Raw genomic sequence first — 23,614 nt, 5'->3', positions numbered from 1 at the left:
TGCCGAGCCGTGCGGGGTCAGGCCCCGGTGGTGGACCCGGGCCTGATGATCATCAGAACCGTGACGGTGGCCCACAGCAGGTTGAAGATCCCGGTGAACATGGCGAGCCGAACGGTGGCCGCACGAGCGCCTGTTGCTCCGTCCCCGGGTGTCCCCTCCACCCCGACTCCCTCGGCCGTCTCCAGAACGGCACTCTGACGGGGCAGCACGAGGAGCGCGAGCACGCCGGCCGCGAGCGCGGTCAGCACGATGGAGACGATCAGCCAAGTGTCGCCGAGCACACCCATGTTGCTCGCCGTGGCGAAGCCGAACACCGGGACGACGACGCCGACGACGGCGTACACACGGCAGATGCGGTGCAGCAGCCGCGCGGTGGCGAGCGCGAGGGCGTCGTCCGGCGCTCCGAGGGACCGGCGCGCGGCCGGCGGGAACATGCTCGCGGCGACCGTCACGGGCCCGATGGCGACGATCGCGGCGATGACGTGGACGGCGAGGAGGAACTTGGTCACGGAGTGACGGTAGAGGCCGGAGCGGATCTTGCAGAAGTGGCGCTTTTGCCAGGCATCAACGGATTCCGGCCAAGAGCGTGAAGAGCGGCCGGACGGAGACGGACCAGCCCCTGACCTGCCGCTGAGCTGTCGATGGCCTGCCGCTGAACTGGGTGAAGGCGTCTCCGCGCGAGGCCGCAGGAGCCGGCGGACGTGCCCGACCCGGATGACGGGAACCCGTCGTATGCCTAGGCTCCTGCCATGCACACCGTGGCCGTACTGGCGCTCGACCAGGTCATCCCCTTCGACCTCTCCGCCCCGATCGACACCTTCGGCTGGGCCCGACTGCCGGACGGCCGTCCCGCGTACCGGACGCGGGTCTGCTCGGTGACGGCGGACGCGGAGGTGAGCGCGGGCGCCTTCACACTGCGCGCGCCGCACGGCCTGGAGGCGCTGGCGGAGGCCGACACGATCGTCCTGCCGGGGCGGTCCGACCTGTCGCTGCCCCTCCCGCCGGGCGTCGCGGAGGCGCTGCGCGCGGCGGCGGCGAACGGCACGCGGATCGCGTCGGTCTGCGTCGGGGCGTTCGTCTTCGCGGCCACGGGCCTGCTGGACGGCCTGCGCGCGACGACGCACTGGCGGGCGGCGGCGGAACTGGCGGCCCGCCATCCGGCGGTGACCGTCGACCCGAACGTCCTCTACGTCGACAACGGCCAGTTCCTCACGTCGGCGGGAGCGGCGGCGGCCCTGGACATGTGCCTGCACATGATCCGCCGGGACCACGGCTCGGCGGTCGCCGCGGACGCGGCCCGGTTGTCGGTGATGCCCCTCGAACGGGAGGGAGGGCAAGCCCAGTTCATCGTCCACGCACAGCCACCGGCACCGGCGGGCACGACGATGGAGCCGCTCCTCGCCTGGCTGGAGGAGAACGCGGAGCGCGAACTGACCCTGGAGGACATCGCCGCCGAGGCCGGCACGAGCACCCGTACCCTCAACCGCCGCTTCCGCGAACAGACCGGCACGACACCCCTGCAGTGGCTGCACCTGGCCCGGGTCCGCCGCGCCCAGTACCTCCTGGAGACGACCACGCACCCGGTCGAACGCATCGCCACCCAGGCGGGCTTCGGCTCCCCGACGGCATTCCGGGAACGCTTCAAGAGGGTGGTGGGCACGAGCCCACAGGCGTACCGGCGGGCGTTCCGGGGAGCGGGAGCGGCCTGAGAGCGAAGCCGGTCACCGGCTCGGCCGGCCCCGCCGATCAGCTCTCCCGGCTTTCAGCCCCGGCGGTCGGCGACGGCCCAGGAGGCGAGGGCCACGGCTCCGGCGACACCGAAGACGGCGGGCCAGGCGCCCACCTTCTTGGCCAGCGGATGCGACCCGGCGAAGGCAGCGACGTAGGCGACGGTCAACGCCCCGGCGGCCCTCCCGCCGGCCTGCTGCTTCCACTGCTGCGCGGCAGCGACTCCGGCAGCGGCGAGGACAACCCCGCCGAGCTGCCGCTTCCTGGTCCACCGGGCAACCCCGTACCCCCCGACAAGCCCCCCAGCGGCCACCACCGCGGCCGGAACCTTCGCCATCACTGCCTCCTGCTGCCACCTGTGCCACCGCGCCGATCACCGCACGCCTGCCGAACGAAACGAGGCTAACGCGGGCGAATCGACGAGGTGCGGCGACCCCGCCTCGAGCGTGAGTGTGTGGGCGGCGTCACGCCTGTGGTCCGTGTGAGCGCTCTGCCGCCACAGCCTCCGTGAAGGCTCGCCAGGGGAGTGACCGGACCGCGACGACGGGCCCGGCGGCCCACTTGGAATCCCGCACGAGCATGCCGTCCGCGTCGAGAGCGCACTCCACACACTCGCCGCCCGCGCCGTTGCTGTAGGACGACCTGAACCACAGGGACGTGCGGACGGCAGTGGGCGGCGCCGGGTTCATCTCGCGTACTCCTTGAGGACGGTCCTGATCAGTTCGGCCGAGCGGGGAGGGCTCAGAGCCGCTGCACGCAGTCCGTCGAAGGCCCTCGTGTACTCACGCACATGATGCTCGCCTTCGAGATAGACGGCGTCGGTGATGCCGTCCCGATAGACGAGGTCAGGATCCTCCTGGTCGGGGAAGCCGAGCAGGGTGAATGCGCCGGTGACCGGATGGGTGCCCGAGTCGAACGGCAACACCTGCAAGGTCACGCTGGCCAACTCGCCTGTCTCCAGGACTCGTTCGAGTTGCTCGCGCATGAGTTCCCGGTTCCCGATGACGTTGCGCAACGCCCCCTCGTTCACGATGAACCAGGCATCGGGGGCGCCGGGCTCCCTGAGCATTTCCTGCCGCTCCATCCGGACCCGCACCGCGCGTTCCATAGCCTGCGTGGACATGTGTGCACCTGTCCAGTGGAGTTCGCCGGCATACGCAGCGGTCTGCATCAGCCCTGGCAGGACCTCGCACTGGTACTGGCGGAAGCTCGACGCGTCCCGTTCCAGGCCGATGTAGATGGAGAACCACTCGGGGATACCGGCGCCGTGCACCTGCCACCAGCCCCGCGTCTTCGCCTGCCGCGCGAGCGTCATGAGGAACTCGCGCAACTCGTCGCTGGTGGCGTAGAAGCGGCACAGCGCGTCGATGTCGGAGGGCTGGACCCGGCCGCTGCCCGTCTCCATTCGATTGACCTTGGAACCGCTCCAGTCCAACGCTGCGCCAACCTGTGCGCAGGTCAGAGAACTCTGCTCGCGGAGCTTCTTCAGCTCGATGGAGAGGCGCCGACGGCGTGCCGTCGGTGAACCGGCCATCTCAACTCTCCTTCGGATAACGGGTGTCAAGTCTCGCGCCAAGGGGTGCGGTTGCCAATCACTCGGAAGTGGGAATCCCGCCGTGCACATTGCATGGCGGGATGTGCTGCCGCCATTCTGGCGAAGAGGCCACTCATGGTGACGACTCATGACGTTCCGTGGATGTGCGAGCCGCCGGCGATGACGCGTGACGAGAGGGGACCCGCTGATGGAGCAGGCATGCATGTGGCGCGAGCCGTGGAACGTGGCCTTCCTCGCCGAACCCGAGGAAGTGTCCGGCCTGCGCCGCATCGTGCGGTTCCGCCTGGAGCGTTGGGGCCTGCGTGAGGCCACGGACGCGGCTCAACTCTGCGTGAGCGAGCTGGTGTCCAACATCATCACGCATATCGGCCCAGGCACCCCGGCCACGCTCGCGGTCTCGATGAACGGCGTACGTCTACGGATCGAGGTACGCGACCCGGACGCCCGCGCCCTGCCCACGCTGCTCGACGCGGCCGCGGACTCCGAAGGCGGCCGCGGCATGGCCCTCGTCGACGCAGTCGCCGACCGCTGGGGCGTCGAACTCGGCGCCGATCACAAGGTCACGTGGTGTGAGCTCGAGACGGACCTCGCACACCCAGAGGGCCACGCGGTGGGGCCCGGCACGTTACGAGCCATGGCCGTTCTCGGCTTCTACGGGGCAGGGTGCCTGGCCTCGGGGCCCAGGAAGCCAGGCAGGGCGGCGGCCGAGGAGTCGGCGATCGCGGCGATCACCGACTTCCTCCACTGGACCAGCGCACACGGCTGCGATGCGGACGAGGTCCTGGATAGGGCTCAGGCGCGTTTTGAGGCCGATGTCGAGGCGCCTCGGATGGAGTCCCGAGTGTCCGACCAGTGCGAACCGGCCGACTCACCCACGCAGGTAGGTATGGATCACTGACGCGATGGCGGTGCCGAGTGGGATGGGGACGGCGTTTCCGATCTGGCGCGCGATGTCGGTCTTCGATCCGCACCAACGGAAGCTGAGGGGGAAACCCTGTATGCGGGCGGCCTCGTAGTGTGTGATCGGACGATCCTTGCTCGGATGCAAATATCGGCCCTTCTCGGGCTTGAAGAACTCCGTGCGGATCGTGACCGACGGTTCGCCCATGCGCAGGCGACCCATCACATCTCCGGTTCCGGTGTTGTGGTTGTCCCAGCTGGCCGTGGAGAGGTACAGGACTGGTGTTTTCACGCCCGAAGGTTTGCCAGTGGCGAAGATTTCGATTCTTCCGTCCCCGTGTACCGTGTACCACTTATTCCGCAGGTCTTTGCGGTTGCCACCCGGAGGGATCGCCTCGTAGCGGGCGAGCGAGAGCGCTTCGGGGTTCCGGCCGAAATGCAGGTCACGAGTGGTGAAAATACCGGGGACGATCACGCCTACTTCGGAAACCAAGTCCTTGCCATCGGGTAGTTCTGTTCCGCGCAGTGGCAGTTGGTCGGATTCCTTGAAGACATTGTCGACTGCTTCCCAGTACGGCAAGCCCATATCGACACCGTCGAGTGCGGGAGCCGGGATGCTCGGTGCGCCCTTCGGGCGGCGACCATGTGTCTTTGCCGGGAACGCCATCCTGCGCTGATCGTCGATGTCGCGACGAACACCGATGACGATGGCCCGCCTGCGGGCCTGAGGTGCGCCGTAGTCGGCGGCGTTCAGCAGGTACCGCTTGTGCTTTGCTTCTTCCGAGTCCGAGGCCTGGTGTCCGGGAGGGTCGATCAAGCGATACTCGCCGAGTAGGCCGCCCTCTTCCACCTCGCTGAGCAGGTTGCGGAATTCGTCGGACTTGAGGAACCGGTCGACATTCTCGATGACGAAGACCTTTGGACGGATCTTCGCAACGATGCGAACGTATTCCTCCCACAGGCGATTCCGCTCAGTGCCCCTCTTGTTGCGGTTCAGAGCGGAGAACCCCTGGCAAGGAGGTCCACCGACGACTACGTCAGCGTGCAGCGCTTCCTCCGACGGCTTCCAGTCCTCGATGTCCTCAAGGTGAACACGTGCTGCTGGAAGGCTCGTGTCGACGCGATGAGTCCCGAAGTTCACGGCGTAGGTGGCGGCTGCGGCGAGATCATGCTCAACGGCGGCCACACTGTGGAAGACGGGCCGTCCGTCGTGCGCCCCCTCCGGGCGGAACTCGTGGAACCCCTGGGTAAAGCCGCCGCACCCGCTGAACAGGTCGAGGACGGTGATCGGTCGGGGGTCGAGGGGGCGGGGCGTGTGCATGGTGCGATCTTAGCTTCGGAGGGCGGTCGCGATGGCCTCTCCGACGGCCGTCGCGAGGGGCGGCGGCATGGCGTGGCCGATCTGTCGGTACTTGGACGTCTTGCCGCCGAAGAAGCGCCAATCTGCCGGGATGGCTTGGATCATCGCGGCTTGATCGACGGTGAGCTTGGGCTGGCCCTCCGGCGGAAAAGTGGAGTCCGGAGGTTCGTCACCGAGGCTGTTGCCGTTCACACCCAGCGAGGCCCATGCCTTTTTGCTTCCCGTAGGGCCCAGGTCGGCGCCGCCACGTCGCTCCGAGCCTCCGACGAGGGCAGGTGCGATGCGGTCGGCTCCGCTGGCCCAGTTCGCTGCGCCGCGCCAGCCCGCCGCTGACATGGACGGGCCGAGGACCTGGCCGACAGTCGGAGTCGAAAGTGCGCTCCGCCGCGGCCAGGCAAACCGAGAGAAGTACGGTTCCTTCAGCGCGACGAGGAAGCCGCTACTACGGTTCTGCGGTACGCCGAAGTCGGCCGCGTTCAGCACTCTCCAACTCCAGCGGTAGCCGGCACCGCCGAGTTGTGCCTCGATCCACGAGCGGTCGGTGTCGAAAGCCGAACTCTCGACGAGATCAGGCACATTCTCCAAAAGCACGGCCGTCGGGTTGATCTCACGTATCAGCGAGATCACGGCCCTGAGGACGCCACGTTCCTCCGTGTCTTCCGTACGACCGACGGTGGCTGTGGACTTCACGCGAGGGAGGCCGCCGCTGAGGAGGTCTACACCCTGAATCTCGGGCCGCATGCTCGGACTGAAATCCAGCACGTTCATGCAGATCACGTCCCAATCGGGCCGATTGAGGTCGATCGTGAAGCAGGCGTCGGCCTTGCTGTCGAGGAGCAGGACGGGGTCGAATCCGGCTCGCTCGAGTCCGAGCGCCTGGGCACCGGCGCCGGCGCAGAATTCCACTGAGCGGAAGCGCCTTGGAGAGGGAGGTTGCCTCTCCGTGCCGGCCTGAGCAGGGTGGGACTTCTCCTCGTGCACGCTCGGCAGGGACTGCACGGCGGTGGTAGGTGGTTTACCGACGCCTGTAGCAGGGGCCTCGGTTGCCATCGACTGGGCAGCAGCGCGCTGCGCATCGACGGACTCGGCAGCCACCCTCCGAAGCTCCTCGTGCAGAGCTTGTTCCTCGATGCCGTCGAACAGGACGAAGGAGGCGAGCCGGAGAAGCCTCTTGAGGAAATCGCGCAGGGTCTCACGTTCGTTGAGGCCGGTGAAATCGAGATCCTCCCAAACGCGCAGGATGGCGCGGACCAGATGTGGGCTGCCCCCGAGCGCCGCTCGGCGTGCGTAGATCTGGTCGAAGGCGGCTTCGCCGAGGATCTTGAGTGCGCTGTACGGCTCCTGGTCGTCGGAAGAGCGCACGAGTTGAGCCCGCCACCACAACCGACCGAAGACGTGGCGGGTGAGGTCCGTCCCCAGGACGCGGTCCCTCGGAGGCTGTGGATAGCGCCAGAAGGCCACATCGGGGAGCAGGACCAGCGCGAGGAAGGCCCATACGTCTCGGGATGCGGCCTCCGCTGGGACCATGCCCATTTCGGCGTGCAGGAGGGCGGCGAGTCGAAGGTCGAATTCAGCGTTGCGGGTGCGGTCGGATTCCTCTGGGAACCCGGCGCGCTTGGCCAGATCGATGACCCCGTTACGCAGTTCTTGCAGCTGATGTGTGGACACTCGGTCCCCACCAGTGGCCACGTATACGGCTGATTCGTGGACGACAGCCACCCGACCGGCCAAATCGGCGGTCGACAGGCTTCGATAGTCTTCGAAAAGCGGTCTGGCGTGCTCGGCGAGCAGTCTTGGGTACAGGAAGCTCATCACGACACTCCGAAAATTTTGACCGCGGCCTGCAGATCGGTTGCGAACAGAGCCGGCGCCTGCTGTCTACGCAGACGTACGTCGGTGATCGACTGACCAGGAAAGAGTTGGTCGAACAGACTCAACAAGGTGGCGCCCAGCGACCCATCGGCATAGTCCGCGTCCTCGGCGAAGTCGTCAGGACCGAGGGCATGTTCGATCATGATCCGCGCTGCGTCGGCATATACGGCGGAGAGCACGATTCGGTCGACGGGGCGAGGCTTTCCAGCGTTCTCGAATGCCGTCGCTGTCACGGTGTTCTGCTCGTTGACGAGCAGGAGCAACGATCCCATGGTGGCGCTCTCCAAGCCTCCGCTGATCTGAAGGTGCCAGGCAGCGCCGTCGGGGAAGGAGGTTCGTGCGAAGTCGATGACCGCCATCGGGAACTGAGGTGCATCGCCTTGGAGGCGCAAGGTCTCCCGATCACTCCACAGCACAGAACCTGCCCGCCGAGGGGACGACGGCCGGGCATCGTCGCGGTGCTCCGCCAGGACCAATGCGGTGTCGAGGAGTAGAACCCCGCCCAGATCCGAACCACTTACGCGGGCATTCAGCTCCACAGAGTTCGTCCCGCCGGCGGTCAGCCGAATGTGCTGCGCCGGACCACCAAGGTTGGATCCGGTTGCGGTCCATACGACGGACAGCATCAGTGGTGTGTCGCTTGCAAGGCCTGTCTCTGAGCGGGCACGGTCCAGGTCGACGCGAACAGTTCGGCGCAGATGAAGATCCATTTGGTAGTCCCAGTCCGGGAGCGCCTCCGGCATGGGTATGTCGCCGTCTTCTGTTACGAGCAACCATGACTCGGCTGCGATGACGTCCTCTCTCGGAATCCGGTAGGGAAGAACGCGGCGGGTCACGTCTCTTTCACCGCCTCGACTCTGAGGCCGATCTCGGTCATGGTGTCCGGAGCCGGGCGTACGACGGCGCGCCAGACGGACTCGCTGCCCTCGGTGACGAGCACGTCGGGAGCATGAAGACGGCCGTCACGGTCTTCCCAACCCAGAAGCTCGGGCATGCCGGCCCCGAGGGGTGGATCCGTCTCGCGCCCGGCCGAGCCCGGCAGCGTCACGGCAAGATCGATCCGTACCTGCTGAGTTCCGGGAACGGGCAAGCGGAACTCCTGCACGAGTACGGCCGCGTCGCCGCGATCATCGAAGTAGGGATCGCCGATGTACTGCACTCGTGGTCGACGGCGTGGGATGCGCGTGTCGTCGACTTCCGATGCCTCGTGGTCAGGCCGGCCGACGCTCTCGACACCGGTTGCGGTTTGTCGTCCTGAGGTCGCGAGCGAATCCGTGCCCGAGGACGATGAAGCAGCTCGGCCCGACTCGGGGATTTCGTCGGCGTCACGCGTACGCGACCTGCGTACCGCGGTGCTGCCCGGTTTGGAATACGCGGTTGCCCCACCGATCCCCCAGGCTCCGCCGACCAATCCGGAGAAGAGTGAACTCGCCGCGCCCAGTGCCATGTTGCTTGCACCCGGGCGCGCCCCGCCGCCGAGAGAGAGGAGCTGGGCCTGCGCCTCTGCTATGCGGGTGAAGGTGGTTTGCACGAAAGTACTCTCGGGTCTGTCGAGGGACTGAGGGTTCCAGGCGTCGTGTGTTGGCGGTTCAGCCTTTGCATAGATCTCGTCCATGTCCTCGACCGCGCGAAAGACGCCTGCGTAGCCCTGATTGATGCTGGGTGGCTTTGGTCCGGGCTGGTAGGTGACGACGAGCTCAGCCGGTCGCATCAGACAGACGTGATGGACAACATCTTCAATGGAGAGCATGCGTGAAGCGCGAGTCGGTTCCAGCGCCGGCATGATCCGCTTCACCAGGCCGAGGCGCCCCAGACGTCTCTTCGGTTTCAGACAGTGCAGATCGCTGCCGCCGGGCCCTGCCATCTTTTCGTAGGCGGCCACGAACATGTTGAGGGGACGGGTCTCCCGTGGATCGGGCACGGAATGTTGGACACCGTCGCAAGTGACGGAGAAACGCATCGCAGCCGGGCTTTGACCGGTCGAGATCATTTTTGGCCAGAGGTGCCAGGCGATCGTCTCCGCCAGGTAGTCGGCCGCTTGCGTTGGTTCCAGTTCGTCCAAGTTCGGGTCGATGACGACGGTCGTCGTCCCAGTCTCTGTGGGACCGAACGCCTTGAGACCGAGGCGTAGGGCGGCGGCCTCCGCCGCTTCGCCCACAAGAGGCTCGACGACGTCTCCCGAGGTGTCGCCCCACCAGTGGCGACCTGTATAGCGGCGTGTTCCGGTGGGCTCGGTGGCGGCGTAGCTCTTCCAGAGAGTGCAGCCGATGAGGCGGGTCTCGAAGCCACCCATCGCCGTCCGGCAGCGGGAGTGGACGAGGATGGTGCCGGGCTTGGACAGCAGATAGAAGATGCCTTTGCCGAAGCCGTAGGTACCACCGCCCAGAGCTGTATCGCGTGGCTCACCGATGTTGCGGATGAACGAGACGAAGTCGCGATCGGGCCCCACGGCGTCGTCCGCTCTGGTCGGACCCCCAAGCCCTCGCGTACCTCGGTCCGAAACGGCAAGGAGACGGATCGAGCCTGGCCTGAGCGTTTCGCGCAACGGGAAGGTGTCGGCCCCGGCGGGCGCGCCATCGCTGAGAAGCTCCCGCCATGTATTTGCGTGGGCGGGGCTGACTGTCCACATGTCGATGCGGTATTCGACGGGAGCGGTCGACGGTATGACACGAGCGTCCCAGCTGTTCTGGGCGGACTCGCGGACGAGAATGGTGAGGAGATCGAGTTCCGGCCGCCCCAACTGATTGCGAATGCCCTCGGCGGCGCTCGCACCGTCCGGAGGGTATGGCTGGGAAAACCATCGAGGCGCCGTCATGCGCATTCCTTGATCAAGTCGTCGAGGATCCGGGGTACCTGCACGGGAGGCAGCGGGGCAGGTGTCTCACCGGACAGGTCGATGGTGTATTCGACATCTATCGCCGACACCGGTACTCCTGCCGCGCTGAGAGTCCGGCGTGTGAGCCCGGGGAAGTTCGGGTCGACTCGGTACCACCTCTCCTCGCTGACCGCGAAGTGCACATCGCGGTAGCGATCCGTATCGGAGAGGTGGTAGCCCGCTCTCGCGAAAAGTTCGAGGAGGGCACTCTCGTCATCACAGAGTTCGAGTGCTCTCCGGACCAGCTCTAGAAAACCCGTAGTGGAGCTGTCGCCGGGCGTGCGGCGCAAGCGGAACCATGCGAGCCAGAGTGTTCCGCTTTGCGGGGGGTCCAGTTGGTCGAGCCCGTGAATCCGGGGCCGTCTTCCTTCGTTGTCCACGCTCGCTTTGACCTCGACCGCAGTCGCTCCGTTGGAGAAGTCGTGGCGGTGCCCATGGGGACCCCACCAGAGACGCGATGCGCTCGGATCCTCCTCGAGGATGCGAGCGAGTATCAACAACTCACCGAAGAGGCCTGCAAGTTGATCAGGGCCGAGAGGTGCCGCTTGCGTCTTGAAAAGAGCCTTCCATCGGTCCAGAACGCGGTAAAGCGCCTTGACCGGGTTCTCGGGCAGGGCAGCGATCGCGTCGAGGACGTCCACGCACAGATCGGTGAACAGATCGCTGAGATCGTCGCGGAGACAAGCCAGATCGGCGTAGGCCTGATAGGTCTCCTCGTCCTCAAGAGCCCTTCTGCGCAGCGTGAGCACTGGTCCGTCCAGGCCCGGACGGACCTTGCGATGAGAGTGGATCGGGAGCAGCAGATGGCGGTGGCCGGCGTGGTCGACTGCAACCGACAATGGATCTGCCGTGGTGGCAATGGGGAGTTGAGCCACGCGAAGATGCCGTTCACCCTTGGGCTGCTCGGCCTCGAGTGCAGTCCAACGCTCCTCTATGAGACTGCGAAGCGCCTCGTCGCTCATGCGTCCTCGCTGTCGAGCAGGCTGTAGTCCTCGTCCTCGATTCTGACGTTGGACAAGTCCGCGGAGATGTACTTCTTGACCGTGCTGTCCGTGTCGAGAGGTTTGGGGAACACCAGGCCGACGCCGATGACGTGCTCTTCGGCGTTCAACGGGGCACGTCGACTCTTCGAGGGGCTCGGCTCGGAAACCTTGTCGATCGGGTACAGAACAAGCAAGCCCGTGTCGGGAAGTTGGGTGCGCCGGGCGGCCATGATGGCTTCCTCTGCCAGACCTGCCACATCTCCTGCCAGATCCACTGCGGCATCTCGGCGGCTCATCAGGGTCTTGATGTCGGCGAAATCGGGCGTGGGGTGGGGGAGGTCGAGTCGAGCACGGACGTTTCGCCCCACGGCTACGTGGGGCGCGAAGGTGAAGTCCTCCCCGCGGGGATTGCCGACAATGGCCACGTTCCACCTGCGGAGCGAGCCGGCCGCGACTCGCTTCCTGATGTAGTCGGTGATCAGGGCGGCGTCGTTCTCCGGGGATTTCTCGTGGAACTGGTAGGACGCCAAGAAGTCCGTGATGGCGTCGTACGGAACGTCGCGGAACACCCAGCGGCCCTGGGCTGTGCGCTCCTCCACCCGCACGGCGTTCGCGACCGAGGCGGAGACCAGGCGGCGTGCCGCGTCCACGTTCTGCCCCAACCACTCCGCGTTGGTGTGGAAGTAGTGCGTCTGAATCCGCTTGCCGCCGTAGGAAGAGGCGGCCGTGACCGCATCCCGCATCTTGGCGGCTGCGGTCACTCGCAGGTTGGGGTGGGTACGCAGGCGCACCGCGAAGGTCAGAGGGGTCTCGTCCTCCGTCATGTAGACGTCGATGTCCCGCCGCATCTCCGTCTCCACCGTGGCCAAGTGTCTGAACCACTCGGCCAGTTCGTCGGTCATCCAGATACGAGGCAAGTCCGCGTAGCCGTTGCGGAAGCCGAACCAGCGCCCCATCTGGAGCAGGGTGTCGTACGCCGAGACGGAACGTACGAAGTAGCTGACGGACAGCCCCTCCAGGGTCAGGCCCCGGGAGAGGGTGTTTCCACCCACCGCTATGGCCACGACGGGACCGTTTTCGTAGTCGAGTCGATCCTCGCTGCTGGAGTTGTCCATGATGATGCGGCAACTGGCGAGGACGTCCGCCAATTCCGGCAGCAGTTCATCGAACGGGACTCTCGTCTCGCCGAACTCCTCGGCCGAAACCTGCTTGGTCTCTCGATCCCAGAGGTCGCGCAGTCGTGCGAGCAGGTCGGTGTCGGTCAAAGACCGCACCGCCCGGTCGCGCAGGCGCTTCAGGGGCCTCTCGAAGCTGTTGTGCACCGAGGTGTTGACGCTGGTGTGGATCAGCATCGTGCTGTGCGGATTGCCGGTGCGGCGTACGCGGCGAGCGGCTGTGACCAGCCAGAAGTACTCGACAGCGCTCTGCAGCGAGTCGGTGATGACAGGCTCGAAGCCGTCGACATCGGCTCTCGTCTCAGGGCGAACGCATGCGACGTCGTCTTCGGGGATCGATCGAATCATGTCGTAGCCGTCGTCCACCTGCTCCGGATCCTCGCCGTCGAGCGCGTACCGGCCGAAGAGGACCTCGGTGCCGAAGTGTCCATTCGGCTTGGGGAGATTGACGACGAAGTCCTTGGGATATAGATCCTCGGCGCTCGGGTCGATCAGCAGGTTCGCGAAGGGGGAGGCGGTGTAGCCGACGTACGCGCTCCTCGGCAAGGAACCCATGATGTCGAGGATCAATGGGTTGATGGACTTCGTGGCGACGGTGGCCTGGTCCGCCTCGTCGTCGATGATCAGCGCAGGGCAGTCCTCGAGGTAGTCCGATGCCTTCTCGAGCCAGCGAGCCAGCTTGCGCAGCACTGTCGCATTCTTTTTCACCACGCAGATGACCCGCGTCTTGTTGCTCTTCCCGAAGTAGGACGCGGGATTCTCCTGAGGAGTGAAGTCCTTTTCCAGTCCGGTCAGTTGGGACCACATGGAGGGATTGGGCTCCACCAGCTGCTGTACCAATCGGGCTTGGGTCTGGCGTCGAAGTCCGTTGTGGATGCCGGCCAAAACGATGAAGAGTTTGTAGCCGCGGTCGGCCGCCTTCGCCATGACCGAAGTAAAATTGGTCGTCTTGCCGGACTGTACGTATCCCACCACCAGTCCGCGAGTGGAGAATTGACGCTCCTTGGGGTGATTCAACAATGAAACGACGCGCGTGGACGACTCGTCGAGACTCCTGATTGCCGGCTCCTCGGGCCAACCGTCTTTGCGCAGCAGGGTCGCGATCGCAGGCCAGCACTTATCTCTGGGTTGCGGTCCGGTGTACCAGGTGTCGCGGTTGCCCAGGATTACCGCGTGCGGCTCTTCCATTTCCCGGATGCGTATGGTCTGGTGCTCGTGCCGGTCCCGGATCTCCTCGACGACTTCCGGACTGATGCCGAGTTGCTCAAGCCGCTTGATCGCTTCCGTGGGAGGAAACGCGTCCAATAGCGCCTTGAAAGTGTCGTACATGCCATCGAATTCATCGGCCATGAGTTTCGGATGCCCCCGCCCTCGTTCTATGAGCCGTCGCGCCACCGCACCCTTGCAAGCCGTCCCCCTGACGGCAAGGCAAAGCACCCCGAGGTGGGGCCGCGCGCGTCACTCCTGCGCAACATCTCCACACTATTGGTTGCGGTGGCCATCGATAAGGGAAACGAAGGCGCCGACAAGCCCGGATCCGCCGTTCACTCGACGTCGGCAGGACCGCTTGTCGGGTTCGCCTCGGTATGTGAGCTTGGTTCTCGTCCTGTGGTGTGTGGTGACCGTCGTTCCGTGAGCGCTGCTTCGATTCGACTCGCGACGGTCGTGCTGGCCTCGTGTTCCCAAAATCTCAGGACGACCCACCCGGTGTCGGCCAGGTGCTCGGTGGTCTCGCGGTCGCGAGCCATGTTCTTGTCGAGCTTCGAGCGCCACCACTCCGCATTTGCCTTGGGTTGGGTCGCGTGTTCGGGGCAACCGTGCCAAAAGCAGCCGTCCATGAAGATCGCGACCTTGGCCTTTCCGAACGCGATGTCGATCGTGCGGCGCGGAAGTCCGGGTACCGGCACGTTGACTCGGTAGCGGAGTCCGGAGGCGTGCAGAAGGCGTCGAACAGCAATCTCTGGTGCGGTGTCGCGGGACCCTTGACGGCTCATGCGCGCAGACACGGCGGGAGAGGACGGAACAGCATCAACCACAGGGGCATTCTGCCGGACCTGTCGATATGCCGGCTGCGTGAGGTTGAAAGGTGGCGCCCCGGACGCCGATTTGGGCATTGCAGGGCGCCCGGGATCGACGGGCGGAGTCAGGCCCCGTGACACTCCCCGTAAGCCGCCCCCGACCCGCACCAGCACCCCGCCCCCCGCGACGGTGGCCAGGCCACGGCCAGGCCGCGGGCTGCCAGTGTTGTTGCGTACTGGGGGAGGAGTGTCGTGTCCGAGGGGGACGAGGCCTCTGAGGCGGCGAAGGCTTCGTAGGAGGGGACCGTGGCGGTGACGATGCCCAGGTTCGGGGTGCCCGACGCGGCCAGTTCGCGGAGGGAGGACTCTATGGTCGCGAGGTGCTCCTCGTGGGAGGGGTACTCCTCGGCGAGGTCCGGGTACGCGGCGACCAGTTCGGCCAGTTCGGGGGCCGCCCAGTGCAGGACCGCCACCGGGAACGGGCGGGAGAGGGCCTCGCGGTAGGCGCCCAGTTCCGCCTGGAGGCGGCTGATCTCGGCCTGGAGTTCCGCCGGGTTGTCCGAGCCCAGCGACCAGATCCGCTTCGGGTCGTGGAGTTCGTCCAGGGAGATCGCGGACGAGTGCTGGGTGTCCGCCAGCGCGTCCCACTCGTCGTGCCCGAGGCCCAGCATGCGGCGCACGCGGTGCCGGCCGAAGAGCAGGGAACGCGTGGCGTACGGCGGCTCCGCCACGTCCGTGAGGAGGAGCGTCGCCCCTTCCGTGAACGTGTCCTGCGCGGCTTCCAGTTCGTCGTGGGACTCCAGGGCCTCGGCCACGATGACCCACGGTGCCGGGTCCCGGGGTGCCGCCGCGCGGACGCCGTCGATGATCGCGCGGGCCTCCGCCTCGTGGCCGTACTCCCAGAGGTTCGACGCCTTCAGGGCACGCACCAGGTGAGGGTTCTCCAGCGGGTCCGTCGAGGACAGCAGGCGGTCGTAGAGCGCGGTCGCGGCTGGACGGTCTCCGGCCAGTTCGAGGTGGGCCGCCGCCTGCACCAGCAGGTGTTCGGCGTCCTCGGGGTAGAGGCCGGCGGTCCGCTCCAGGCGTGCCGCTTCGGCGGTGTGGTCGACGTTCTCGGCAGGCGTGTCGGGGCGCATGGGTGACACCGTACTGCCGTTGGGCGACAAAGAAGAGAGAGGTGCTGGCCACAGCGGCGGGAGTCACCAAGGGCATATGCGGAGGGGCTGGGAGGGGCGCCTGCCTCGTTCGATCGGTGAGCGGGGAGGCCTGGTGGACCGGCCGTCGCGGCCGGAGCCTCCCCGTGAGGGCGGCACGGAGCTTCGCCCGTCGCTCTGGTGACTTCGCGAGGTGCCGCCTATCGTGCGGGCCGGCGAAGGGGGCGTTCGGATGCGGGCTCCGGGGATCGTGCACCACGGGACGCGACGGCGGCGGGCGGCGTACCGGCGGGCGCTCTGGAGCGGCGCCGAGGTGTTCGTCACCGTCGGGGTCGTGCTGCTCCTCCTCGTCGTGCACCAGCTGTGGTGGACCAACCGGCAGGCGCGGCAGGACGCGGACCACAAGGTGCAGGCGTTGGAGCGGGAGTGGGGGAGGCCGGGAGCTCCCGGGGTGCCGGGAGCCGGTCCGGGAGGCAATGACTCCGGTTCCGGTTCTGCCTCCGGTTCCGGGTCGGGCGCAGGAGACGGGGGGCAGGGCGGGAAGAGTGGCGCCGGGGGCTCCACCGGGGCGGCGTCCTCGCGAGGGACTGCCGACAGCACCCGGACGACGCCCCGTTGGTCCCAGGCCTACGCCGTCCTCAGCATTCCCCGGCTCTCCCTGCGGGTCCCCGTCGCGGAGGGAGTCAGCAAGGCGGACGTCCTCAACAAGGGGTACGTCGGTCACTACAAGGGCACGCAGCAGCCCGGGCAGGCGGGGAACTTCGCGCTCGCCGGGCACCGGAACACGCACGGGGAGCCGTTCCGGTACCTGCCGCGGCTCCGGCACGGGGACACGATCACCGTCGAGACGAAGAGCGCCGTCTACACGTACGTCGTCGACCGGACCCTGCCGCAGACCTCGCCGGGCGACGGCGGGGTCATCCGGCCGGTGCCCCGCAGCACCGTGCGCCCGTCGTACGGGTACGGCGAGCCCGGGTACTACATCACGCTCACCACGTGCACGCCCGAGTACACCTCCCGGTACCGGATGGCCGTGTGGGGGAAGCTCACCGCGATGCGTCCGCGATGAGGCGATGGCGCCGCACCCCGCTGAGCCGACCGCGCCGCGCCCCGCCCAGCCGAAGCGGCGACCGGCTGCCGGTCGGTCCGGGCGGTCCGGGCGGGCCGGCGAGAAGCATCCTGTATAACGAACGGAAGGACCGACGCACGCACCACGTACGAGAGGAGGGGCAGCCGATGATCCGCACCTGGGCCAACGCCCGTCCCGCCGCCGTACTGGTGCTGCTGCTCCTCCAGGTCGCCCTGTTCGACACGGGCAGCCTCTCCGCCGCCGTCGCGCTCGCCGCGACCGCCGCCGCCGGGTCCGCCTTCGCGGCCTGCTCGCTCATCGTGTCGCGCTCCGCGCCCGCCGTGCCGCGCACCCGGGTCCGTACGGCCATCCGCGACCGCGCCCGCCGTACGGCCTTCCTGGCCCAGCGCGACCCGGATGCCAAGGGGCGCCCGCGGCCCAGGGCGCCCGGACACGCCCTCCCGACGGCCGCGTAGGGCACCCTCTCCACCCTCTCCACCTTCTGCACTCCCTGGTGACCTCACGTGGTCCGTCATGCCGCATTCCGTACCCCCGGCACGACGAGACCCCCGGAGGGCTCACCCATGTCCACGTTCCTGTCCGCTTTCGCGCATCTGGTCGAGAACTTCGCCGACCTGCTCCAGCCCCTGTTCCACGCCTCGGCGGCCGCCGTCGCGATCGTCCTGTTCACCGCGCTCGTACGACTCCTCGTGCACCCCCTCTCGCGAGCCTCGGCGCGTGGACAGCGGGCGCGCGCCGCGCTCCAGCCGCAGATCACGGCGCTGCGGAAGAAGCACGGCAAGGACCGCGAGAAGTTCCAGAAGGCCCTGATGGAGCTGCACGCCGAGGAGAAGGTGTCGCCGCTCTCCGGCTGTCTGCCCAGCCTGTTCCAGATGCCGGCGTTCTTCCTGCTGTACCACCTGTTCTCCAGCTCGACGATCGGCGGCGGCGCGAACTCCCTGCTCGGGCACACCCTCTTCGACGCGCCGCTCGGCGGACGCTGGGCGGGGGCGCTCGGTGACGGAGGACTCTTCGGGCCGGCCGGTCTGGTCTACCTGGGCCTGTTCGCCGTCGTCGCGGCCGTGGCCACCTTCAACTTCCGGCGGACCAAGCGGATGACCGCCTCGGCGGCTCCGGCCGCGGTGGGCACCGACGGCGAACCCGTGCCCGGCCTCGCCTCCATCAACAAGCTCATGCCGTTCATGTCCTTCTTCACGCTCTTCACCGTGGCCGTGGTGCCGCTGGCCGCCGCGCTGTACGTCGTCACCAGTACGACCTGGAGCGCGGTGGAGCGGGCGGTGCTCTACCGGGACATGCCGGGAGCGGCACCGGCCGCGGCCGCGCTCATCTGACACCGGGCGCGCGGCCGTCCGGGCGGTCCAGTCCGTGAACGGGGTCTTGCGGAGTGGACGCCGAGCTTGGAGGATCGACCAGTCATCCGATGGCTGCACCCGTCGGTCGACGCCCGCGATCGAGGGAGATGGTGACCATGAAGCTGCTGCGAGTCGGTACGGCGGGGTCGGAGCGACCGGCGCTGCTCGACGCCCAGGGGACTCTGCGGGATCTGTCGGGTCTCGTTCCCGACATCGACGGGGGGCTGCTCGCCGACGAGGCCGCGCTCGGACGGATCCGTTCCGCCGCCGAGTCCGGTGAGCTTCCCGTACTGGACGCGACCGGGCTGCGCGTCGGGCCGCCGCTGGCCCGGATCGGCAAGGTCGTGTGCATCGGGCTGAACTACCACGACCACGCCCGTGAGACCGGTGCCGAGGCGCCCGGCGAGCCGGTCATCTTCTTCAAGGCCGCGGACACCGTCGTCGGCCCGGACGACACGGTGCTCGTACCGCGCGGGTCGGTGAAGACGGACTGGGAGGTCGAGCTGGCGGTCGTCATCGGCCGTACGGCGCGGTACCTGGAGTCCCACGAGGAGGCGCTCGCCCATGTCGCCGGGTACGCGGTGGCGCACGACGTCTCCGAGCGCGAGTTCCAGATCGAACGCGGCGGCACCTGGGACAAGGGCAAGAACTGCGAGACGTTCAACCCGCTGGGGCCGTGGCTGGTGACCGCCGACGAGGTGCCGGACGCGCAGGCGCTGTCGCTGAAGCTGTGGGTGAACGGTGAGCTGAAGCAGGACGGTACGACCGCCGAGCAGATCTTCCCCGTCGCCGAGGTCGTCCGGTACGTCAGCCACTTCATGACGCTGTACCCGGGCGACGTCATCAACACCGGTACGCCGGCGGGGGTCGCCATGGGGCAGCCCGAGCCGAAGCCGTATCTGCGGGCGGGGGATGTCGTGGAGCTGGAGATCGAGGGGCTGGGGCGGCAGCGGCAGGAACTCAAGGGAGCGTAGGCGCTCCGCTTGGTCTGTGGTGGGGGGCGTCGGGGGGCGGGTGCCTTTTTGGCTGCGGGTGCGCTGTGGCTGTTTGCGCAGTTCCTCGCGCCCCTGAATGGGGCCGCTGTGTCCTGTTGGCTGCGGGTGCGTTGTGGCTGGTCGCGCCGTTCCCCGCGCCCCTTAACGGGGCCCCGCCTCCCGTTGGGTGCGGGTGCGGGTGGGCTGTGGCTTGGCGTGCCGTTCCCCGCGCCCTCTTTGGGGCGCGGGGGACTTGGGGGTTACGCGTTCAGGAACTCTTCCAGGGCCTCTACCACCAGGCGGTGGTCCTCGATCTGGGGGAGGCCGGAGACCACCACCGTGCCGATGACTCCCGTGTCCTTCACCGTGAGCGGGAACGCCCCGCCGTGGGCCGCGTACGTGTCGGGGTCGAGGCGGGAGGAGTCCTCGAACGTCGTGCCCTTCGCGCGAAAGCGGGAGCCGACCAGGAGCGAGGAGCAGCCGTAACGCTCGACCACGCGGCGCTTGCGGTCGATCCAGGCGTCGTTGTCCGGCGTCGAACCGGGCAGCGCCGCATGGAAAAGCTGCTGGCCCCCGCGGCGGATGTCGACGGCCACCGGAGCGTCGCGCTCACGGGCCAGTTCGACGAGGAGCGTGCCGAGGGTCCAGGCGTCGTCGTGGGTGAAGCGGGGGAGCGTCAGCTGGCGCTCCTGCTCCTCCAGCTCGGCGATCTCGGGTGCGGCCGGCGCGCTCACAGGGACACCACCACTCCCTCGCGTGCGGAGCGGCGGGCCGCCTCCAGGACGTCGAGGGCGGCAGCGGCCTCGTGCGCGGTCACCGGGTTCGGCGCGCCGTCGCGCAGGGCGGCGGCGACGGCCGCGTAGTACGCCGGGTAGGCGCCCGGGACGGTCGGCTGCGGGGTGCCGCCACCGCTCAGCGGGGACTCCCCGGAGCCGACGCGGCCCCACAGCGACTGCGGCTCCACACCCCACGGGGACGCGCCGCCGGGACGCTTGCCCTCGCGCAGGTCGGCCTCCTGCGGGTCGAGCCCGTGCTTGACGTAGCCCGCCCGCGAGCCGAGGACACGGAAGCGCGGACCGAGCTGCGCGGTGGTCGCGGAGACGTAGAGGTGGGAGCGGACCCCGCTCGTGTGCGTGATCGCGATGAACGTGTCGTCGTCGGCCGCCGCACCCGGCCGGCGGATGTCCGACTCGGCGTACACCGAGGCGGCGGGGCCGAAGAGGACGAGCGCCTGGTCGACGACGTGGCTGCCGAGGTCGTAGAGGAGACCTCCGATCTCTGCCGGGTCGCCGGACTCGCGCCAGCCGCCCTTGGGCTGCGGACGCCAGCGCTCGAAACGGGACTCGAAGCGCTGGACGTCGCCCAGCTCGCCGTCGGCGATGAGCCCGCGCAGGGTCAGGAAGTCGTTGTCCCAGCGGCGGTTCTGGAAGACGGAGAGCAGCAGACCGCGCTCGTCGGCCAGGGCGGCCAGCTCACGGGCCTCCGCCGCGGTACCGGCGATGGGCTTGTCCACGACGACGGGCAGACCCGCCTTGAGCGCGGCGGTCGCGATCGGGACGTGCGTCTTGTTCGGGGACGCGATGACGATCAGGTCGAGTTCGTCTGCGCGGGCCCACAGGTCGTCGGGGGTGGCGGCGAACCCGAGTCCGTCGCCGAACTCGGCGCGGGCCTGTTCCTGCCGCTCCGGGTTGGAGGTGACGACCGTGTCGAGGGTCAGGCCCTCGGTCGAGGCGATCAGCGGGGCGTGGAAGACGGAGCCCGCGAGGCCGTAGCCGACGAGACCCACGCGAAGGGGCGTACCAGTCATGCCTGTCATGGGTCCCACTTTCGCAACGCTGTTGCCAAAGTGCAAGCGCAGGGGAGAATGGGTCGCGTGAACAGGACCGACGCAGGACCGATGTGGGTGGGAGCGGCGTGACCGGGGTGCCCGGAAGCCCCGGAACCGTGGCGAGCTCCGGAGCTGTGTCGAGACCCGGAGCCGTGCCGAACTCCGGAGCCGTCGGGAGTCCCGGAGCAGTCGGGGGTCCCGGGAACGTCGGGAGTCCGGGGCCGGCCGGGGGTGCCGGGACTCCGGGCGTGAACCTGCCGGCCCTGCGCAGCCACAACGCCGCGCTGGTGCTCGACCTGCTGCGCACGGCCGGGGCCGCCGGGATCAGCCGGCTCGAACTCGCCGAGCGCACGGGACTGACCCCGCAGGCCGTCAGCAAGATCACCGCCCGGCTGCGCGCCGACGGCCTCGCGGCGGAAGCGGGCCGCCGCGCGTCCACCGGCGGCAAGCCCCGCACGGTACTGCGGCTCGTCCCCGAGGCCGGTCACGCCGTCGGCCTGCACCTCGACCGCGACGAACTGACCGCGGTGCTCTGCGATCTCACCGGCGCCGTGGTGGCCGAGCGGCGCGCTCCGCTGGACCTCGGCGCCGGGGCGGACGCGGTGGTCGAGGGCGCCGCGGGCGAGGTGGAGGCCCTGCTCGGAGGGGTGTCCCCGCTGGGCGTGGGGGTCGCGCTGCCCGGCCCGCTCGACCACACCCTCGGTGTCCTGCACCGGGTCACGGGCTTCCCGGAGTGGGACGGCTTCGCGCTGCGGGACGCCCTGGCCGGCCGGCTCGGGCTCCCGGTGGTCGTCGACAAGGACACCAACGCGGCCGCCCTCGGAGTCGCGGTGGGGGCCGGATCCGGTTCCGGCCCGGTGGGTGGCGGGTCCTTCGCCTACCTGCATCTCGGTACGGGACTGGGCGCCGGGCTCGTGATCGGCGGGACCGTGCACCGCGGGACCCGCACCGGGGCCGGTGAGTTCGGGCACCAGGTGATCCAGCTGGACGGGCCGCTCTGCGAGTGCGGGAACCGAGGCTGCATCGAGGTGCTGTGCCTGGACGCGGTCGGACGCGGGACCCTCGACGAGGCGGCCCGGGTGCTCGGCGCCGGGGCCGCGAACCTGGTGGGCCTGCTCGACATCGACCTCGTGCTGCTCGGCGGCCGTACGGTCGCCGCCCACGAGGACGTCTTCGTCCGTGGAGTCGGTGCCGTCCTCGGGGAACGGGCCCGGCGTGAAGGGGGCGGCACCGTGGTCCCGGTCGGCATCGCCCCCGGCGGTGCCCGCGGCGTGGCCGAGGGCGCGGCCCAACTCCTGCTGGCCCCGCTCTTCGGGCGGGGGGACGGCTGAGAGGAGGGGTGGGGAATCGCGTCGTGGAGGGCGGCCGGTTCTGAGCCCCGGGTGGGCTGGGGTGGGGGTACGACGGGTGGGCTGGCGTCGCGTACGACGACCGGTGCGCTGGAAACGTGCACGACCACCGGCGTGCTGGAACCGCGCACGACCGGTGCGCTGGAACCGAGCGGGGTGGGACCGGTGCGCAGCAGCCGCGTATGACAGGTGCCTTGGCGCTGTGGACGCGCTCGCTCGGCAGGTGAGCCGGGCGGGGTGGGACCGGTGCGCAGCAGCCGCGTATGACAGGTGCCTTGGCGCTGCGGACGCGCCCGCTCGGCAGGTGAACCGGGCGGGCCGGTCGGGGGATTTCTGCCGCCGAACGGGGGGCCGGTGCGCGTGGCGTGCCCGGGGCCGTCGGGGAGACGTGTCAAGGTCACGGCGCCGTTGCCCCGTACCGCCTGACGCTTTCGAAGCTCCCGATCCCCGTCCCCCACCGATCGGCCCGAGGCTCCCCATGCGACTGCGTACGTCCCGCCCGCTCGTCCCGGCCGCCGTCGCCCTGTGCGCGGCGCTCGCACCGGTGCCCGCCCGCGCGCTCGAACCGCGTCCCGCGTGTGTGGCGTCCGACACCCATGACTTCCCCGTCACGAGCCGGATCCACGGAGGTCCGGACGACTACCGCCCGGGCGGCGACTTCGGGACCTGGTATCTCGATCTCACCAACACCACGTCGCACACCTGCGGCGCGATCCACCCGGTCGTCGTCCTCGTGGACACCGGCCGGACGCTGCGGCCGGAGCAACTGCGGATGGAGTTCTACGAGGGTGAGCGGGCGCATCCGGTGACGTTCGAGCGGACCGACGAGGCCGAGAACGTGGCACCGTTCGACGACGGTTTCCCCGGGTTCACCGTGGCGCCCGGCCGCACCCTGACGGTGAAGGTGCGGCTCTCCCTCACCTCCGCCGCGACCGCCCCGAACGACGTCGTCGCGAGCGCGTCGGTCGTGCAGCGGCACGGCGGCGACGGCGACTGGGTGGGGGAGTCGAACGACTACCGGTTCCACGTCGGGGACGACGGCGCGGACACCGGCCGGGAGCAGGACCCGGACGAGGACGGCACCACCACGGCCCCCGGCACCGCCACGGCCGACGCGGGCACCGGCAGCGCGAGCCCCGGCACGGGGACCGCGACCGGGGGAACCCGGAGCCCTGGAACCGGCATCGCGAGCCCGAGCGCGGGTGCGGGCGTCGGCTCGTCCGCCTCCGCCGGGACGGGGGCGGCGGCGCCGGACGTGGACGAGCTGGCCAGGACCGGACCCGGCGCCCCGAACCGTCCCCTGCTGGCCGCGCTCGCGGTCGCCCTGACGGCCCTCGGAGCCGGACTGTTCCTGGTGGCACGGCGGTTGCGCACCCGCCGCCGCTGAGGCCCCGCCGACAC

Annotated in this window: 22 protein-coding genes; 8 read left to right on the top strand and 14 right to left on the bottom strand. The window is 68.7% G+C overall.

Translation table 11 applies throughout. The features are described 5' to 3' along the window. Positions 1-17 precede the first annotated feature (17 nt). Positions 18-509, bottom strand: a complete 492-nt coding sequence (locus ABZT74_RS10155; protein ID WP_356434003.1) for a DUF2269 family protein — start codon at positions 507-509, stop codon at positions 18-20. 240 nt (positions 510-749) lie between these two features. On the opposite strand from ABZT74_RS10155, the gene ABZT74_RS10150 reads away from it, so the two are divergent. Then, the gene (locus tag ABZT74_RS10150; protein WP_356434001.1) at positions 750-1,709 is read left to right on the top strand and encodes a helix-turn-helix domain-containing protein; all 960 of its coding nucleotides are present in this window, start codon (positions 750-752) and stop codon (positions 1,707-1,709) included. A 53-nt stretch (positions 1,710-1,762) separates the two neighbouring features. On the opposite strand, the gene ABZT74_RS10145 is transcribed toward ABZT74_RS10150, so the two are convergent. The 3 genes from ABZT74_RS10145 to ABZT74_RS10135 all read right to left on the bottom strand — a co-directional run bounded on the left by ABZT74_RS10145 (position 1,763) and on the right by ABZT74_RS10135 (position 3,262). Next, on the bottom strand, positions 1,763-2,065 hold the full coding sequence (locus ABZT74_RS10145) for a hypothetical protein (protein WP_355862941.1): 303 nt from the start codon (positions 2,063-2,065) through the stop codon (positions 1,763-1,765). A 127-nt stretch (positions 2,066-2,192) separates the two neighbouring features. Next, on the bottom strand, positions 2,193-2,417 hold the full coding sequence (locus tag ABZT74_RS10140; RefSeq protein WP_356176807.1) for a DUF397 domain-containing protein: 225 nt from the start codon (positions 2,415-2,417) through the stop codon (positions 2,193-2,195). Further along, on the bottom strand, positions 2,414-3,262 hold the full coding sequence (locus ABZT74_RS10135) for a helix-turn-helix transcriptional regulator (protein ID WP_356176805.1): 849 nt from the start codon (positions 3,260-3,262) through the stop codon (positions 2,414-2,416). The genes ABZT74_RS10140 and ABZT74_RS10135 overlap by 4 nt, the downstream gene beginning before the upstream one ends. A 208-nt stretch (positions 3,263-3,470) precedes the next feature. Here ABZT74_RS10135 and ABZT74_RS10130 point away from each other — a divergent pair, with 208 nt between their 5' ends. Beyond that, complete coding sequence (locus ABZT74_RS10130) at positions 3,471-4,181, top strand: ATP-binding protein (protein WP_356434000.1); 711 nt, start codon at positions 3,471-3,473, stop codon at positions 4,179-4,181. On the opposite strand, the gene ABZT74_RS10125 is transcribed toward ABZT74_RS10130, so the two are convergent. From ABZT74_RS10125 to ABZT74_RS10090, 8 genes are all read right to left on the bottom strand, one after another. Then, a complete protein-coding gene (locus tag ABZT74_RS10125) occupies positions 4,152-5,504 on the bottom strand; it encodes a DNA cytosine methyltransferase (RefSeq protein WP_356433999.1) in 1,353 nt (450 codons plus the stop codon). The genes ABZT74_RS10130 and ABZT74_RS10125 overlap by 30 nt on opposite strands. Before the next feature lie 9 nt (positions 5,505-5,513). Next, on the bottom strand, positions 5,514-7,355 hold the full coding sequence (locus ABZT74_RS10120) for a DUF6339 family protein (RefSeq protein WP_356433998.1): 1,842 nt from the start codon (positions 7,353-7,355) through the stop codon (positions 5,514-5,516). Continuing rightward, positions 7,355-8,251: a hypothetical protein gene (locus tag ABZT74_RS10115; RefSeq protein WP_356433997.1), complete on the bottom strand. Its 897-nt coding sequence runs from the start codon at positions 8,249-8,251 to the stop codon at positions 7,355-7,357. The genes ABZT74_RS10120 and ABZT74_RS10115 overlap by 1 nt, the downstream gene beginning before the upstream one ends. Next, positions 8,248-10,230 carry a hypothetical protein gene (locus ABZT74_RS10110; protein ID WP_356433996.1) on the bottom strand — a complete coding sequence of 661 codons (1,983 nt, stop codon included), beginning with the start codon at positions 10,228-10,230 and terminating at the stop codon, positions 8,248-8,250. The genes ABZT74_RS10115 and ABZT74_RS10110 overlap by 4 nt, the downstream gene beginning before the upstream one ends. Beyond that, positions 10,227-11,252: a PD-(D/E)XK motif protein gene (locus ABZT74_RS10105; RefSeq protein WP_356433994.1), complete on the bottom strand. Its 1,026-nt coding sequence runs from the start codon at positions 11,250-11,252 to the stop codon at positions 10,227-10,229. The genes ABZT74_RS10110 and ABZT74_RS10105 overlap by 4 nt, the downstream gene beginning before the upstream one ends. Continuing rightward, positions 11,249-13,798, bottom strand: coding sequence for a Z1 domain-containing protein (locus ABZT74_RS10100; protein ID WP_356176793.1), 2,550 nt, complete (start codon positions 13,796-13,798; stop codon positions 11,249-11,251). The genes ABZT74_RS10105 and ABZT74_RS10100 overlap by 4 nt, the downstream gene beginning before the upstream one ends. Positions 13,799-13,992: 194 nt before the next feature. Next, the gene (locus ABZT74_RS10095) at positions 13,993-14,442 is read right to left on the bottom strand and encodes a very short patch repair endonuclease (RefSeq protein ID WP_356176838.1); all 450 of its coding nucleotides are present in this window, start codon (positions 14,440-14,442) and stop codon (positions 13,993-13,995) included. 149 nt (positions 14,443-14,591) lie between these two features. After that, the gene (locus tag ABZT74_RS10090) at positions 14,592-15,602 is read right to left on the bottom strand and encodes an SEC-C domain-containing protein (protein ID WP_356433993.1); all 1,011 of its coding nucleotides are present in this window, start codon (positions 15,600-15,602) and stop codon (positions 14,592-14,594) included. 250 nt (positions 15,603-15,852) lie between these two features. Here ABZT74_RS10090 and ABZT74_RS10085 point away from each other — a divergent pair, with 250 nt between their 5' ends. The 4 genes from ABZT74_RS10085 to ABZT74_RS10070 all read left to right on the top strand — a co-directional run bounded on the left by ABZT74_RS10085 (position 15,853) and on the right by ABZT74_RS10070 (position 19,036). Then, positions 15,853-16,689, top strand: a complete 837-nt coding sequence (locus tag ABZT74_RS10085; RefSeq protein WP_356433992.1) for a class E sortase — start codon at positions 15,853-15,855, stop codon at positions 16,687-16,689. A 167-nt stretch (positions 16,690-16,856) separates the two neighbouring features. Next, the gene (locus tag ABZT74_RS10080; protein WP_356433991.1) at positions 16,857-17,165 is read left to right on the top strand and encodes a DUF6412 domain-containing protein; all 309 of its coding nucleotides are present in this window, start codon (positions 16,857-16,859) and stop codon (positions 17,163-17,165) included. A 108-nt stretch (positions 17,166-17,273) separates the two neighbouring features. Next, the gene (locus tag ABZT74_RS10075; RefSeq protein WP_355862955.1) at positions 17,274-18,041 is read left to right on the top strand and encodes a YidC/Oxa1 family membrane protein insertase; all 768 of its coding nucleotides are present in this window, start codon (positions 17,274-17,276) and stop codon (positions 18,039-18,041) included. A gap of 137 nt (positions 18,042-18,178) precedes the next feature. After that, complete coding sequence (locus ABZT74_RS10070) at positions 18,179-19,036, top strand: fumarylacetoacetate hydrolase family protein (protein WP_355862957.1); 858 nt, start codon at positions 18,179-18,181, stop codon at positions 19,034-19,036. A gap of 260 nt (positions 19,037-19,296) precedes the next feature. On the opposite strand, the gene ABZT74_RS10065 is transcribed toward ABZT74_RS10070, so the two are convergent. Together ABZT74_RS10065 and ABZT74_RS10060 are read right to left on the bottom strand one after the other, a co-directional pair. Further along, positions 19,297-19,770, bottom strand: a complete 474-nt coding sequence (locus tag ABZT74_RS10065) for a heme-degrading domain-containing protein (RefSeq protein WP_356433990.1) — start codon at positions 19,768-19,770, stop codon at positions 19,297-19,299. Then, the gene (locus ABZT74_RS10060) at positions 19,767-20,852 is read right to left on the bottom strand and encodes a Gfo/Idh/MocA family oxidoreductase (RefSeq protein ID WP_356433988.1); all 1,086 of its coding nucleotides are present in this window, start codon (positions 20,850-20,852) and stop codon (positions 19,767-19,769) included. Before ABZT74_RS10060 ends, ABZT74_RS10065 begins: the two co-directional genes overlap by 4 nt. A gap of 260 nt (positions 20,853-21,112) precedes the next feature. Here ABZT74_RS10060 and ABZT74_RS10055 point away from each other — a divergent pair, with 260 nt between their 5' ends. Further along, positions 21,113-22,195, top strand: a complete 1,083-nt coding sequence (locus ABZT74_RS10055) for an ROK family transcriptional regulator (RefSeq protein ID WP_356433986.1) — start codon at positions 21,113-21,115, stop codon at positions 22,193-22,195. A 496-nt stretch (positions 22,196-22,691) separates the two neighbouring features. Then, positions 22,692-23,600 (top strand): hypothetical protein, encoded by a 909-nt coding sequence (locus tag ABZT74_RS10050; protein ID WP_356433984.1) that lies wholly within the window; start codon positions 22,692-22,694, stop codon positions 23,598-23,600. Positions 23,601-23,614 lie beyond the last annotated feature (14 nt).

Source organism: Streptomyces sp. NPDC005302 (genome assembly GCF_040607345.1).
GTDB lineage: Bacteria > Actinomycetota > Actinomycetes > Streptomycetales > Streptomycetaceae > Streptomyces.
Note: the sequence above shows the minus strand (reverse complement) of the source record. Positions and strands in the feature narration are given on the sequence as shown.